Annotated in this window: 14 protein-coding genes; 13 read left to right on the top strand and 1 reads right to left on the bottom strand. The window is 56.8% G+C overall.

Annotation, left to right across the window (positions count from 1 at the left end; genetic code table 11):
• Nucleotides 1-23: 23 nt before the first annotated feature.
• The 6 genes from ACR0B3_RS06515 to ACR0B3_RS06490 all read left to right on the top strand — a co-directional run bounded on the left by ACR0B3_RS06515 (nt 24) and on the right by ACR0B3_RS06490 (nt 5392).
• On the top strand, nt 24-1118 hold the full coding sequence (locus ACR0B3_RS06515) for an FAD-binding protein (protein ID WP_480808350.1): 1095 nt from the start codon (nt 24-26) through the stop codon (nt 1116-1118).
• 3 nt (nt 1119-1121) lie between these two features.
• Nucleotides 1122-2435, top strand: a complete 1314-nt coding sequence (gene glcF / locus ACR0B3_RS06510; RefSeq protein WP_480808349.1) for a glycolate oxidase subunit GlcF — start codon at nt 1122-1124, stop codon at nt 2433-2435.
• Between the two features lie 117 nt (nt 2436-2552).
• Nucleotides 2553-3338 (top strand): trypsin-like serine peptidase, encoded by a 786-nt coding sequence (locus ACR0B3_RS06505; protein ID WP_480808348.1) that lies wholly within the window; start codon nt 2553-2555, stop codon nt 3336-3338.
• Nucleotides 3335-4153 (top strand): trypsin-like serine peptidase, encoded by an 819-nt coding sequence (locus tag ACR0B3_RS06500; protein WP_480808347.1) that lies wholly within the window; start codon nt 3335-3337, stop codon nt 4151-4153. The genes ACR0B3_RS06505 and ACR0B3_RS06500 overlap by 4 nt, the downstream gene beginning before the upstream one ends.
• 122 nt (nt 4154-4275) lie before the next feature.
• Entirely contained in the window at nt 4276-4743 is a 468-nt protein-coding gene (locus ACR0B3_RS06495; RefSeq protein WP_480808346.1) for an Hsp20 family protein, read from the top strand.
• 217 nt (nt 4744-4960) lie between these two features.
• A complete protein-coding gene (locus ACR0B3_RS06490) occupies nt 4961-5392 on the top strand; it encodes a hypothetical protein (protein ID WP_480808345.1) in 432 nt (143 codons plus the stop codon).
• 71 nt (nt 5393-5463) lie between these two features.
• Here ACR0B3_RS06490 and ACR0B3_RS06485 read toward each other — a convergent pair whose 3' ends face one another.
• On the bottom strand, nt 5464-7647 hold the full coding sequence (locus tag ACR0B3_RS06485) for an esterase-like activity of phytase family protein (protein WP_480808344.1): 2184 nt from the start codon (nt 7645-7647) through the stop codon (nt 5464-5466).
• A gap of 270 nt (nt 7648-7917) precedes the next feature.
• Here ACR0B3_RS06485 and ACR0B3_RS06480 point away from each other — a divergent pair, with 270 nt between their 5' ends.
• The 7 genes from ACR0B3_RS06480 (at nt 7918) to ACR0B3_RS06450 (ending at nt 15211) form a co-directional block, all read left to right on the top strand.
• Complete coding sequence (locus tag ACR0B3_RS06480) at nt 7918-8997, top strand: hypothetical protein (RefSeq protein ID WP_480808343.1); 1080 nt, start codon at nt 7918-7920, stop codon at nt 8995-8997.
• Between the two features lie 317 nt (nt 8998-9314).
• Nucleotides 9315-10439, top strand: a complete 1125-nt coding sequence (locus ACR0B3_RS06475; RefSeq protein WP_480808342.1) for a hypothetical protein — start codon at nt 9315-9317, stop codon at nt 10437-10439.
• Nucleotides 10440-10495: 56 nt separating this feature from the next.
• Nucleotides 10496-12427 (top strand): AAA family ATPase, encoded by a 1932-nt coding sequence (locus ACR0B3_RS06470; protein WP_480808341.1) that lies wholly within the window; start codon nt 10496-10498, stop codon nt 12425-12427.
• Nucleotides 12424-12954, top strand: a complete 531-nt coding sequence (locus tag ACR0B3_RS06465) for a hypothetical protein (RefSeq protein WP_480808340.1) — start codon at nt 12424-12426, stop codon at nt 12952-12954. Before ACR0B3_RS06470 ends, ACR0B3_RS06465 begins: the two co-directional genes overlap by 4 nt.
• On the top strand, nt 12951-14288 hold the full coding sequence (locus ACR0B3_RS06460; protein WP_480808339.1) for a DUF6638 family protein: 1338 nt from the start codon (nt 12951-12953) through the stop codon (nt 14286-14288). The genes ACR0B3_RS06465 and ACR0B3_RS06460 overlap by 4 nt, the downstream gene beginning before the upstream one ends.
• A gap of 1 nt (nt 14289) precedes the next feature.
• Nucleotides 14290-14556, top strand: coding sequence for a hypothetical protein (locus ACR0B3_RS06455; protein ID WP_480808338.1), 267 nt, complete (start codon nt 14290-14292; stop codon nt 14554-14556).
• A gap of 10 nt (nt 14557-14566) precedes the next feature.
• Nucleotides 14567-15211 carry a DUF1523 family protein gene (locus tag ACR0B3_RS06450; RefSeq protein ID WP_480808337.1) on the top strand — a complete coding sequence of 215 codons (645 nt, stop codon included), beginning with the start codon at nt 14567-14569 and terminating at the stop codon, nt 15209-15211.
• Nucleotides 15212-15224: the final 13 nt, after the last annotated feature.

Genomic DNA, 15224 nt, shown 5'->3' with positions numbered 1-15224 from the left:
TTTTTTTTGAAAAGATGAAGCATATGAAACCGGAAACTGAGGCTGAACTTGCAGAGATCGTCGCGGGGCTAAACGGCCCCGTACGCGTCACCGGTGGCGGCACACGCGGTGTGGATGGGTCTGAGGCCGTACTGAACGTATCGGGTCTTAGTGGTATAACATTGTATGAACCGGGCGCTTTGACCCTGGTCGCGCATGCCGGAACCTCTGTAGCCGAGGTCGAGGCAGCGCTGGAAGCCGAGGGCCAGCAACTGGCGTTCGAGCCCATGGATCATCGCGGGTTACTGGGCACCTCAGGTGAGCCGACGATTGGCGGCGTTGTTGCGGCCAACATTTCAGGGCCGCGCAGAATTCAGGCTGGAGCGTGTCGGGATTTCCTGCTGGGCGTTCGCTATGTCGATGGGCTGGGGCAGGTGATCAAAAATGGCGGTCGGGTGATGAAGAATGTCACCGGATACGATCTGGTCAAGCTGATGGCCGGGTCCTGGGGCACGCTGGGTGTGTTGTCTGAGGTTTCGTTGAAAGTACTGCCCAAGCCTGAAACCGAGACCACTTTGGCGGCTAGGGCCCCCAATGTGGAAACCGCAGTTGGCCTTATGTCTGCTGCTCTGAAATCCCCCTTCGAAGTGAGCGGCGCGGCGTATGATCAGCAGGTTGGTCAGGCATTGCTGCGGATCGAGGGATTTGCCGACTCGGTTGCCTATCGGACAGGCCGATTGCGCGAAATTCTGGGGGGTGAATGCGCCGAGTTGGAGGACTCAGGGACCTGTTGGGCCGATCTTCGCGATGTGCGTGGATTTCAGAATCTGGAAGGCGATGTTTGGCGTGTTTCGGTGAAACCCGGCGATGCGCCGGGTATAGCTGAACGGATCGACGCGGATCGAACGCTCTTTGACTGGGGCGGCGGATTGATCTGGGCTCTGGTACCCAAGGGCACCGATCTGCGCGCGCGACTGGGTCACTTTGACGGGCATGCTACGCTGGTACGTGCAAAGGCTGAAACGATCAGCGCATTGGGCCGTTTCCAGCCCGAAACCAAGCAAGTTCAGGCTCTAATAAAGGCTATTCGTCATAGATTTGACCCTCGAAGCGTGTTCAATCCAGGGCTGATGGGGTAGGCGATGCAGACGACATTTACCGAGAAACAGTTGCGGGACCCCGCGATCCAGCGGTCGAACGAAATACTCCGGAATTGTGTTCACTGCGGATTTTGCACTGCAACCTGCCCGACATATCAGGTGCTGGGTGATGAGTTGGATAGCCCCCGAGGGCGCATCTATTTGATCAAGGACATGTTGGAAAATGAACGTGTTCCGGACGAAAAGACCGTCAAGCACATCGACCGCTGCCTGTCTTGCCTTGCCTGTTTGACCACATGCCCTTCGGGTGTGCATTACATGCATCTCGTGGATCACGCGCGGGAGTATATCGAAGACAATTACAAACGCCCGTTCTCGGACCGGGCGCTGCGTTGGATATTGGCCAAAATTCTGCCTTATCCCATGCGCTTTCGATGGGCGTTAATTGGTGCAAAGCTGGGTCGTCCGTTTCGGTTTCTGATGCCGGATGCACGGCTGAAGGCGATGCTGGATATTGCGCCAAGGCATATTCCACCCGTCAGCCGCAACGATGACCCGCAGAGCTTCGCGCCGAAGGGGGCCAAGATTAAACGCGTGGCGCTAATGACGGGCTGTGCGCAAAAGGCGCTTAACACCGAAATCAACGACGCCACGATTCGCCTGTTGACCCGATTGGGATGCGAGGTCGTTGTGGCCGAAGGGGCCGGTTGTTGTGGGGCCTTGACCCATCACATGGGCAAAACCAACGAAAGCCATGCCTCTGCCGCGGCAAATATCCGGGCCTGGACGCGCGAAATGGATGGTGATGGCTTGGACGCAATCGTCGTCAACACTTCAGGCTGCGGAACTACCGTCAAAGACTATGGGCATATGTTCCGCAATGACCCTCTGGCGTCGGATGCTGAGCGGGTATCGGCCATAGCATTGGATATCAGCGAGCTGTTGGTGCAGTTGGATATGCCGTTCGCTGAGAAGAAAGAACTAGTCGTCGCCTACCACGCGGCCTGCTCTCTTCAGCACGGGCAGAAGGTGACGGCACATCCCAAAAACCTGCTAAAAGCTGCGGGTTTTACTGTGTTAGAGCCTGCTGATAGCCATTTATGTTGCGGAAGCGCGGGCACCTACAATCTGATGCAGCCCGAGATTTCCGGTCAGCTAAAGCGGCGCAAGGTGCGCACGCTTGAGGCCAGAAATCCTCATGTGATCGCGGCGGGCAACATCGGGTGCATGATGCAGATCGGATCCGGAACCGATACTCCGGTTGTCCACACGGTCGAACTGTTGGACTGGGCTACGGGTGGTCCTGAGCCGCGCGCACTGCGCGCTGTTGCCAGCGGCATACCCCAATTGCGCTAGCAAATCGCGACATGCGTGCATCAGATTGATGAGAATATTGCGCAGATCCCAATTGCCCTATTTTCGCCCCACCCACAGCATACGAGTCTTGGTCAGACCCCATGACCGGAGACCTGTGTGCGCAACTGGATCACGGCTATTGTATTAGGCTTGTTCCCTTTGGCGGGCCAAGCGCAAGATACCGGGCTGAAACGCCTTGAGACCACCGATGCCGGGCGCGAGTGGATGGCGGTTGGTCGTCTGGATATCGACGGCACCGGGTTTTGCACCGGTTCACTGATCTCGCCCACGCTGGTTTTGACGGCGGCGCATTGTCTGTTCGACAAGGCCACGAAAGAGCGCATCAATCCGGCGCGGATCGAATTTCTAGCAGGTTGGCGTCTGGGGCGGGCCTCGGCCTATCGTCCGGCGCGGCGCACGGTTGTTCATCCCGAGTATGTGTACGGGGGCAATTCATCCGCCACGCGGGTACGCCACGATATTGCGCTGATCGAGCTCTGGCAGCCGATCCGCAATACATCCGTAATTCCGTTTGAAACCGGACGCCGCCCCGCCCGGGGCGAAGAGGTTGGCGTCGTCTCATATGCCCATGACCGCGCCGAAGCGCCATCACTTCAAGAGGTCTGCTCCGTCATCGGACGGCAGGCCGGAATTCTGGTCATGTCCTGCAACGTCGATTTTGGGGCCTCGGGCGCACCGATCTTTTCGTTTGCGGGCGAACGGCCCCGCATTGTGTCGGTCGTCGCGGCAAAGGCTGAATTACAGGGCCAACGCGTCGCGCTGGGCACTGCCTTGGATGAATCATTGGAGTTGTTGCAGGCCGAGCTTTCACAAGGCCGCGGCATGAATGCGTCATTGGACAACAACACCAAAAACCTCGGAGCTAAATTCATTAAACCATGACCAGATTATTTCTCAGCATTGTTTTGCTATTTTCAGTTCTTGCTACGGCGTCGCAGGCCCAAACCAGCAACAAACGGCGCCTGACAGATCGCGATGATCTTTACGGATGGGAGGCGGTTGGACGTCTGGACATCGGTAATCGGGGCTTTTGCACCGGTACATTGATCGCGCGGGATATCGTTCTTACAGCCGCGCATTGCGCTGTGAGCAAAGCCACCGGAAAACCCTATGCCCCGGGCGAGGTCACATTCCGCGCCGGGCTGAGTGATCGTGAGGCTCTGGCCGAACGCAAGGTTATCCAGATTGCGACTCATCCCGATTTTGTCGCCAATGCGCCTGTTTCGGCACCGCGTGTTCGAATTGATGTGTCTCTGATGCGGCTGGAAGAGCCGATTCCGTATTCGATAGCGGATCCGTTCGCCCTTCACAGTGGTCGTATCAGTGACAGTGAGATCAGCGTTGCCTCGTATGGGCAGGGCAGGGCCGACGCGATCATGCGCCAGCGCTCTTGCCGCATTTTGCAACGTGGGCAGGGTCTGATCAGCTTTGATTGCGACATCACTTTCGGGTCTTCGGGCTCTGCTATACTGGCGAAAAAGGGCCCGCGTTGGCAAATCTTGTCAGTCGTGTCTGCTGGTGCGTCAGATGGGCGGCGCAAAATCGGGTATGGGATGGAGCTTGCGGATATCGTCTCGGATCTGAAAGCGATTTTGCGCCGTGACGCGCCCAGACCCACAGCGACGATCCGCAGATTGCAGCCCGGGTCGGCCAAGTCCAGTTCGGGGGCAAAGTTCCTAAGCGCCGGCGGGTCTTGAACCGGCTTCAATTACTTCCCATCTGAGTTTTATCGGATCGCCAAAGCTGGGGTCCGGATTGCAACACTGCCCGTCCATACCGGAGGGCAAATTCGTAAATCGCTCAATGATGAGGATATGACATGCGTACGTTTGATTTTGCACCACTTCACCGCGCAACCATCGGTTTCGACCAGATCGCAGACATGATGGACCGGGTGCTGACCAATGATGTGGCTCAGCCCAGCTATCCCCCGTACAACATCGAAAAGACAGATGCTGATACCTATCGCATCTCGGTTGCTGTTGCTGGGTTTTCCGAGGCCGACCTGACGGTTGAAGTGAAAGAGAATTCTCTTGTCGTCGCAGGCAAGAAAGCCGCCGAGGACAAAGACCGCAGCTATCTGCACCGTGGCATCGCCACCCGCGCGTTCGAACGCCGCTTTGCGCTGGCGGATCACGTGCGTGTCACCGGCGCGAGCCATGAAAACGGCATGCTGAACATTGATCTCAAGCGTGAAGTGCCCGAAGCACTGAAACCACGCCGGATCGAGATTTCTTCGGCCAATGCCATCGAAAAGGACGTGGTTGACGCCAAACCCGTGAACTGAGGCAGTTAACCATTTTGCGATAATCTCCTCCTCTCTGGATTATCGCTTCACACGCCCCGCGCTCCTCCAGACGCGGGGCGAAGTGTTTTTAGCGCCGCCCAAAGCAAGCACCTCCCACAAAAAATCTGGCAATGGGCGCGACGGTCACGTTAGTCTTTTTCGGGCAAAGGTCCTTGGAGGGCCTGTTCATCGATAGGCCAGAAGGAAACCGTGTCCAATGTGCTCGAAATTTGTCTCTGCCGGACTCTTTTGTACTGTAATTGCTATAACTTCGGTAAACACCGCGCCTGCGAAAGCAGACGATGCGGGCGCGCTGATTGCAGGCGTCGCGCTTGGTGTTCTGGGGGCCTCGATCGCGAAGCACCATCACCACCATGGCTCGCATTATCAAAAGCACCCCCACCTCTCGCCCGAGGAAAACGCGGTGGGGCTTTGTATGCACCGCACTCATACAGCGATGTCCAATCAGGGGTATTACGCCGTGGATTTCGAGCGCACGCTGTCTTACACGACCAATGCGGATGGCATTGACCTGATCGATCTTGAGGTCGCCCGCTCAAGCGATAGCACAGATGCGCGCAGCTATATCAAGGCGCATTGCGCGATACAGAACGATGAAGTGGTGAACTTCCGGTATTCGAACTACTGAGCTTTCGTAGCACCAGACACGAAAAGCCCCACGCAGCACTTGCGCGGGGCCTCTTGTTGATGGGGTCAAGCTTAGTTTCCAGCGGTCACCGACCCGATGGACCAGAACATCGTCTCACCCGAGGCATCGTCGACACCGTCATTGTCGGTCATCACAAATGCCTCGCCCGAGGGCAGGATGGCCAGGCCTTCGATCTTGTCCAGAACGTAACCGCCAGTTGAGGTCAGGTCAGGCAGCAGGTCGCGGACCTCTTGTTTGATGACCACGGGCAGCGCGCCGCCCAGCGGGGCAGGTACCATCTCAGACATCGGAATGCGGTAGATTTTCTTGGTCACGGCGCGATGGTCATGCTGGTTGTCGCGTTCGATGACATAGACATGATCCCCGAAGGCTACGATTTCCGACAGTCCAACCCAGCCGGTTTCCGGATTCGCCTTGGGATAATGTACGGCACCCCATTCCCTGGTATCGAGATTGTAAGAAACCAGTTTCACGTGGTTCTCAGGGTCGTCCTTCCATTCGCGCTGCACGGCCATCCAAAGGGTGTCTTCAACCTTGGTGATGCCTTCAAAACCAAACCGTTTCTCAACCGCCATCAGTTCCGGCGGCAGGCCAATCTCACCCTTGCGGTCCTTGATCAGGCCATCGGCGCTGACGTGATAGATCGCGTGCGGGATAACGCGGTCGGTGCGGCCTTCGGAGGCGACGTAGAACCCGCCCTCACCGTCTAGCGTGATGCCTTCCAGATCCAGCTTTTGCGCCGGGTTGCCGTCCTGACGGTGGATGCGGATCACGTCCACGATGCGAGCAGGCTTCTGTTTGGGGTCGATCTTGAAGATCGAGGGCTGGAAGCCGTAGAAGCTGTCATTGACCGCATAGATCATGCCGTCCTCATCAGCGACCAGACCTGACAGAGCACCCCATCCGATCAGTTCATCCGTGCCTTCCGAGGTCAGATGCGGATAGCTGGCGGGGGCGTCCTGATATTCGAAGATGCTGACATGCGCACGTGGGCCACCATCTTCGATCAGGTCTTTTTCATTGGCCGAGATCAGCAGGTTGCGCTCCGGGATCGCCACATAACCCTCCGGTCCAACCCCCGAAGGCAGCAGCTGTTTCAGCACTGGGTTCGCCGGATCGGTAGCGTCATAGACACCCACGACCGAGGCACGCTCGGCCCCTACAAAGATCATCGGCGTGCCGCCGAAAGTGGCTGCTGTCACGCTTTCCGGCTCTACGCCTTTGCTGTCGGACCGTTTGTCGGGATAGTGGCCGATCTGGATGATGGCTTTCTCGAATTCGGTGCCGTTCTCGTAAACAACGGTGCCGTCCTTGTGGAAGATGGTCCAACCACGCGAGCCGCCTCCGTAGTCACCCTCGTTGGCAGTGGCGAAATGGTTGTCGTCAATCCATTTCACCGCGTCCGGTTCACGCAGGCGGCCTGGTTGGCTTTCGGTGAAGATCAGCGCGCCGCGTTCGTCGGTGGCGTCGATGCCTTCCAGATCCACGCTGCCGGCCGAGAAATGGCTGACCACTTTGCCATCTTTGTCGACAACCGCGATGTGGTTGTTCTCCTGCAAGGTTATGACGGTTTCGCCAAGGCTGTTGATGTCAACGAATTCCGGCTCGGGGTCGGTGGGTGCGACCTCTGCCAGACCAGTCAGCGAGGCCATTTTCATGCCCGCGCAATCCAGAGCACCGTCTTTTAACGGCACCAGCGCCAGCGACCCGGCGGGCAGTTGAGGGATGATGCCGTCATTCAGGTCTTCGTCACGCTCGTTTTCGATCGCAACGGCAACAAAACTGCCATCAGGCGCGATTGCGACGCTGTCCGGCTGACCACCCAGATCACACGCACCGGTTTCGGCCTTGCCCACGATGTCGACCGAGATCAGCTTGCCCGAAGGGGCAATGTAGCTCTCGGATGTGTTCACACCCACAAAAGCTGTCGCACCAACTATCCCAACGGATGTCGGCTCACCGCCCACCTCCATCGCACCCAATGGCGCCGGGTTCGCGGGGTCGGTGATATCGACCATCCCGATCACACCCAGTGGGCTATCAGTGTAGACCAGCGTCATGCCATCAGCAGTGGCGGCAATGATCTCGGGCGAGGTTTCGCGGGTGGTATCCGCCCCTTCGGCCATGTTTTTCACAACGGGAAATGACGCAATTCGGTTGAAATTCATCTCTGCCGCAGCCTGACCGGCGGTCAGGGCAAGGGCAGAGGTCAGGCAGGCAATGCGCAAAGACATCGGTTGCTATCCTCTCTCACTTGGACGCAAGTGGGATGAACCGGGTTTGTTGCGCGATGATGACAGTTTTACCTCAGTTTCATGACAAACCGAACCGCGGCGTTGCATCAGAGACGCGGCCTGTACCGCAAGCTCGCGCCTGAGTTGTCCTGTCTTTCAATTCATGATCGAATTTGCCAATCTTTGCGGGAATTTAGCATCCAAAGGGATGTAAATAGTCGTAACATTGCCTATCTTATTGGGTACATAAGAAAAACAGGAATAGGACAGATGTCGAACCAGCAATTCGAAGCGCTCATTCAGGAAACCCAAGCCAAGGTCCGCGAAAGCCAATCGCAGATCGAAGGGCTGACCACGCGGATCGAAGCAGCCCGTGCCAAGATCGGCACGGCCGAGGCCGATATCGACATCGAAAATGCCACACTTGAAGACGTGCACGCCCATACCGAGGTGATGAACGCCAACATCGCTGAGCTGATCATGGGGCTGGACGATGTCACCAATGCGTTTTCCAAAGATTTCGACGAGATGCGCTCGAAAACCGGGTGGGAGTCGTTTGTCGGCATCTTCGCCAAGGCCAAATCCGAGTCGATGCGGCAAGAGCGCATGCGTACCGCCAATATCGATGACAAGCTGCAGGACCTGATTGCCAAATCCGACGTGATCGTGAAGCTGCTGGAAGGGCAACTGTCAGTGCTGGAAGAACAGCGCGTGAAGGTCGAGGACAACCTGACCGTTACGCTGGATGACCGCGAGGCCACGGTGGCCGAGCTGGAAGCCTTGCGCGCTGAGATTCAGGGTATGGATCCGACCATCATCACGCTGGAAAACAAGATCAGCGTCGAACAGGATGCTGCAGCCCGCACCCAGTTAGAGACTGAATTGGCCGAATTGAACAAGCAATACAACGCCAAGGTTCAGGAAGAGCAGGTCAAACTGGCCAAGTCGCAGACGCTGGAGCGCTATATCGAAAAGGGCAAAACCTGGGTTGACTCACTGCAAAACCAGGCGGCGACGCAGATGGTGCTGATCAACAAGCTGCAGACAGACACGCAACAGCGCGTAGTGCTGTATGACGCCCTGACCAAATCGCTGAAAACAGCGCAGCAGCAGGACGTGGCCCACCGTATAAACGAGATCGGCGTGCAAACCGACCAAGAAGCGCAAACCGCGATGGCCGCCATCGGCACCGCGACCAACCAGAAAATGGCCGACATGCTTGAGGCGCACGAAGACCACATGGTCTTCGCCCGCGACGTGCTGGAGAAAAAAGCCAAGGCGGACGAACGGTTTGCCCGCCGGTTTGCGTCGATTGTCGAGAAGCATGATAAGAATTTGTATGGTGGCTAAGTGCGTTTCGCTTACCAGCAATTAGTATTGATGGTCTTGAGCCTTGGTCCACTTATGGTTCCAGAGTTTTTGGAAAAGTTGGGTGTATTAGAACATCAGCCGATCTATCCCGAGACTATCCAGATACTGCTTTCGATGGCTTTTGGCGCTTGGCTCATTCGGTTTTTGTGCTGGCTGAGTTGGGGTAGCGAGAGGGGGCTTCGTTTTCAGCGCTTAGTTGGGATTAATCCCGAGGTTGTGCTGCATAGTATTGGCTCGCCGCTATATCGGTGGTGGTTTCACATCGACAAAAACGGGAAGGACTTGGACGCTCCAAGATGACCGATAGAAGCCCCACCCAAGACCATGTCGGCCTGACCGACACCTTCGCCTCACGCCGCTATTTCCGCAAATTCGAGGTGATCACCGTCCACCTCCTGCGCGTGGCAGCGACGATGGAGGCGGAGGGCGCGATTAGCAAGCAAGAGGTGCGGATCGTGTCGCGCTACCTCTCGGGGCTGCTCTACACTTTCCGCGCGCTCTCCATGAAATATCTGCTGGTTGGGCGTGATACGGGGCGGTTCTTTGGCAGCCTTGCCATGGATAAGCGCGACAGCGGCTTTCCGGTAGCGGCCGAGTTGCTCACCATGGCCAATGATGCGCAGCAGGCGCAGGTGCATCTGGCGAATATGCCCTCGGAAGACGACCTGAAAACCGACATGGTGCGAACGATCATTGGCGATCAGGAACTTCCGACCAAGCTGCAATTCGCGCTGTCACAGAGGCTCTATTACGAGGAATTGCTGAAAGGTCAGCTTTTCTGGGCCCGCAACGATCCCGAATGTCACTGGATCGGGAATGAGGGCGAGCGGCGCAAGTTCATGATCCACTGGGCGGTCTATGACAGCCAGATCAACCTGCCGGTCATCTACCTGATGCAGCTTGAGGATAGCGGAAAAACGGCCCTGCCTAAAGACCAGCGTCGCTGGCCCGAAGTGCAGGCGCATCTGATGGCGCAATCGCTGGGCGGGCTGAAACTGGTGACGATTGCGAAAGGCTTTGATCAGGATTTCGACGATCTACACCCCAAACACCTGCGCCGGATCCACGTCGGGCCGATGTATTCCTCAGCCTATACCGAGCAATCCGGCCCTCTGCGGCAGGTTTTGGAGGACGCACAGTCTCCGCAAGGTGAGGATTGGGCGCTGGCCTGGACCACCGAGGAACTTGAAAGCGAGGAGGTGATCGAAGAGCGCGCCGGCTGGTTCTCGACCGTCGAGCGTGAGATCTTCGCGCTGGACCCGTTTGGTGGCCAGGGGGCTGAGACCGGGGCAACGCGCACACAAAGGTCGATCATCCTGCCTCAACGACCGTTTCAAGTATTGGCCGAACGAAACCCGCCGGGCTTTGCTGATGTGCGCAAGTTTGTGGTCAGCAAGGCCGGGCAGGTTTTGAGGTATTGAGATTTTCGCCTTCGGCGAGAGTATTTTTGAAATGATGAAGCAAGGACGGTTTTGAGATGAGTTTGACGTCAGATCAGATGGAATTGCGTGAGGACGACATTCGCAAGCACTATCCCGCCGCGACCGCCTTGTTGAACGGGTTCGAACACACGCCACGGATTGCTAAGGCCGTTGAAACGGCCGCTGAACGCTCTCCGGGGGTGTCTACTGGTCGGCGGTTCAGATCGACGACGCCGGGGCTGGTGACACGTCGAACTGCGCGCGCTGATGGAGTGCATCTGGTCGAACGGATAGAGGCGTCGGATGATGGTGATACGCTAGTCTCGCCACCGCAGGCCACCGCACAGCAGGCTATTCGGCGGGCGATTTCTATCGCTTTGGCCGTGGCTGAGGCATATGCAGACCAAACCCCGCTGGCAGATCTGAAGCGCGCGAATTTGGCCGGAGACCTGCCCGCCGCGCGCAAAACCGAGTTCTCGGAATTGCTGACGGCTGAGGCGCTGATCACGTCCCACACATTCGGCAATTCGCTGGCCTATCTGATGTCCTCGCATCTTGGTGAAACGACCGTCGATCTTGGTGAAATCGAGGAAGTTCTGACCGACAATGGCCAGCTTGCCCTGCATGGCGCGTTGTGGGAGCTGGACCAAACCCTCGCTAAACACGCGCCCGATGATGCGCATTTGATCGCTGCGGCCAGCGCTTATGCCGAGCAACTGATGGAAAAGGTGGCCCTGCGCGCGCAATCCACAGGCCATCTGGCCCCGTTCCAGAATGCTGCCTGGCACATCGAGGCCGATGACCTGACGATCCGAGGGTTCGAGCCCGCATCCAAAGCCAAATCCACCACCCTGACCATGACGTTCAAGAAGCCGAACGAGGTGGTCGGCAACCATATCGCCAAGTATCAGGCGATGAAGCTGGCCAAGATGGTGATGGCCTATGACTTCGACCGCCGCTTGAACCCGTTTGCAGAACTCGGCGGGTTCATCTTTACCTTTATGGGGGATGGCAAACCCGGCACCGGTAAGACTACCCTGATCCAGATGATGGCCGGGCTGATCAATGACTATTGTCAGAACGCGGGCTATCCGTTCCGCTATCAGAACCTGAGCACAGACAATATCGACAGCTATCAGGGCAAATCCGGTCAGAACGCCAAGGCATTTATCAATACGATCATCGACCCTTCGGTCATCGGTTTCGGCACAATCGACGATATCGACCAGCTTGCGGGCAAGCGCGGCGATCGGCAGTCGTCAGCCGGGCAGCTGGAAATCACCGCCGTGCTGATGGAGAGCTTTGCCGGCGCCAACACCGTCGTGCGCGGCAACTGCACCTTTGGCATGTTCTCGAACTACCCCGAGAATGTAGACGACGCCCTGCGCCAGCGGGCGGGTGCGCGGTTCCTGGTGGACGGGCCGCAAACGCGTGAGGATTACATCGACATCCTTCACCTGCTGATGGGCCGCAACCACGACATACCCTTAGGTGAACACGAAGCCTATGCCGCGCAGGAAATCAAAAAGGCCGTCGCCGCCAGTTTCGAAAGCCACTCCCGCCCGCATGAGGATGCTCTGCTGCAGGTCTATGACCGCGTTTCAGGCGATATCGGCCAGATGGACACGATCGCCAAGCTGGGCACCTACCTCAAGGCGATCCAACAGGCCGATGAGCGTTTCACTGGCCGTGCCATTAAGAACATCACCGATGCGGTCAAGGTCCGTGCGATGGATTTCGAACTGCCCGACGAATGGATGGAAAACCCCGACCTGTTCCTGTTCTGCGACTACGACACCAAGAAGGCCATGATCGAGGACCTGCGCCAGCCGATCACGGTTGAGATGGTGATGCAAGAGATCAACCGCTACGCCGACAGTGAGTTCCGCTATGCTGACAAGAGCGACGAGGTTGCCATCGAAAACGCCGTCCGCGAGATGGGCCGGATGGAAGAGGCCAAACGGCGGTATTTGGAGGGGAAGGGGTGACGATAATAGAATTCCTGTCTGCCGCGAACGCTTGGATTTCCCAACATAAGGAACTTCTAACTGTAGTCGGGATACCGTTGCTAACTTGGCTGGTGACTACGGTTTCGACCAATTCAGCAGAAAAACGCTCCAATGCCGAAAGAAGAGCAGCCGCTAGTGAGGCCGCCAAAGATCGCGCTGAAGAACGGAATTTACGCCGGGCTTTAAAGGTCTCGGAGTATCGAAGAGATTGGATCGAAGACTTACGAAGAGAATTTGTAGAAATTCTTTGTATGGCCAAAGCGAATCGAGAAGACGAAGCCGGTTTATTGCTTGAGTTTGATAGGAGAGTTCAAACAGTTATCCTGATGGTCAATCATAAGGACAAAGACATTGAGCCAATTCTGGACAAAATGTACGACCTAGCGCACGCCATCAGAACCAATGAGAGATACAATCCTACCGATCTATCAATGATGATGCAGTCGTTCCTGAAAAAGGAGTGGCAAAAGCTAAAATTTGAAATTGGAGAGGCATCGATACAATGATCCGCCTCATCGAAAAAGGCCTGATGTTCGGCAACCTCGTCCACATCTCCAGCCCGGCTCTGGTCGAGCGGTATAACCGCGCGTTGCAGCATCTGACCGGTAGAACGACGCAGAAGACGGATTTCCATGTTGATATCTCGGGCTATTCGCCAGAGGTCGGGATTGAGTTGGAGGATGAGCTCTACCTCAACCCCAATGGGGTCAACCGGCAGTTCATTCTGCTGACGACCGAGCAAAAGCGCGCGCCTCTACTGAACGTCAAATTCTCGACCTCGCGCGATATCCTGCGCGACTTCATCGAGATGAACGAGGCGCAGCTGTTTGCCCTGACCGCCACCGATGCTGTGGCCGGAGAACTGGTGAACTCGGTCATCAAACTCAACACTCCGCGCGACCTGTTGAACCTGAGCAAGATCGAGATCGAGGCCGACACCGCGGGCGGCACCCTGCGCAAGGCCCAGCAACTGGCGGGCATGGTCGAACAGTTCAAAACCGAAGAGGATGCTTGGTTCGATGACGTTCTGATCGCCAAGATGATCGAAACCGCCAAGGAAACCGGCGACGTCACCCGCAACCCGGTCCACCTGCGCCACACGGCCTTTGAGCAGCGCAATTTCTGGACGGCGCATTTCGGCGGGCTCTATTTGTTTCCCGATCTGGATCACCCGGCGGCGATCTGCATGGGCGCAAGGCCGGATGATCTGAAGATCAAATACACGTTTGATCCATCGCAGCGAAACCAGATTGCCAAGTTTCTCGATTATAACGATCTGGTCGAGCCGATTGTAAAAGCGCGTGGCGTGGATGCGGCCGCGATCCTGCAGCAGAAGATGGATTTCCTAACAATTGACGCCGCTGCCGATGCGGATGTCGATCTGACCGGGCTTGACCGCAGCGATATGCGCCGCCTCGCCCGCAATCACTCGGATCGTCTGCCCGAGGCCTATCACGGCCTTGCGCAGCTCTTGCGCTGGGCAACAGATGGCGGGCCGTGGCCGCGCATTACCTCGGACCATCCGTCATATTTCTATACCCTACGCGCGGCGGAAACGCCGAACCGCGATCTGGTGAACATGCTGCTGGCGGAACTGGCCCCCCTGGACCCGCGCCAGATGTTCATCTGTCATAAGGAGCTGTTCTACAGCACCTACAAAACCTGGCCCGAGAGCAAGAAAGCCTATGTTGCCGACTTCCTCGCGCGCGAGTATCAGGTGGATAAGGCCGGTGCTCGCGCGGCACTGTTCGGTCATGAGCCGGATATGAGCGGTGATGATCGGGTGAGCGAAGCAGTGATCGCTCGGGTTGGCCCTTGGGGCGCGGTTGGGAGGGATTGAGATGTTCGGAGCAATGCGCCTGTTTCTGATCCTGCTGGTTGTCCAAACGATTGCCTATTTTGCGCTGTCCCTATACTCGCGCGGTATCAGGCGGCGGAAGCTTGAGACGTGGTGGGACAGAAAGGGCAAAACCGGCAACAAGGAGGCATTTGTCGCGCGCGGTCTGCATGTCTATGACAATTCGTTCCGGCGCAAATTGATTTTGGGTGTCTATATTGTGCCTTGGGTGGCGATTGGCGCGCTGATCTACATCGTGAATTACATGTGAGGGTTACGGCATGGCCTATGTGAAATGGGCAACAATTATCATTTTCTGGGGCGCAATCGCCACGATCCTGCAGTATTCATTGCCGCAGCATGACATCGTGCGGATCGTCAACACCTACGAAGAACGTCAGGACCTAAATGACTGGACCCGGATTTTCTGGTCCGAGCCTGAGGATCAATCCACCAGCCTGTCAAACCGCGATGTGCAGTTCATTCAGGCGGTGCGCGCCAACGGCAAACCGATTGTCTATCGCAACGAGGACACTGGCTGGGGCTGGCCGCCTTACTTCAAGTTCGACACGGCGAACCTTTATACCGAAGCGAATGATGCAAAATCGACGAAGGATAACCCCGATTGGGTGGTCGTGACGCATTATGGCTGGCGGAATGAGTTCATGTCGATCTTTCCCAATGCCGTGTTCATCCGCCATGTCGAAGGACCGGATGTTCGCATCATACCCTGGTTCAACATCATATTTCTGACGCTGTTTGCTGCGCTGGTGTGGGCCATCTGGGTTCGGTGGCGCCGGTTCCGGCAAAAGAAGATCGACCCCGTTCTGGAGAACATGGAAGATGGCCTCTATGCCGCCGGGGACGCAATCGATGAAAAACGCAAAGGGTTCCGTCGCTGGCTGGACAGTTGGAAATCTAAGTAGACCGGTTCATTGT

This window comes from Ruegeria sp. CE9, assembly GCF_056537425.1.
The sequence above is the reverse complement of the archived record's forward strand: the minus strand, read 5'-3'. Positions and strand labels throughout refer to the sequence as shown.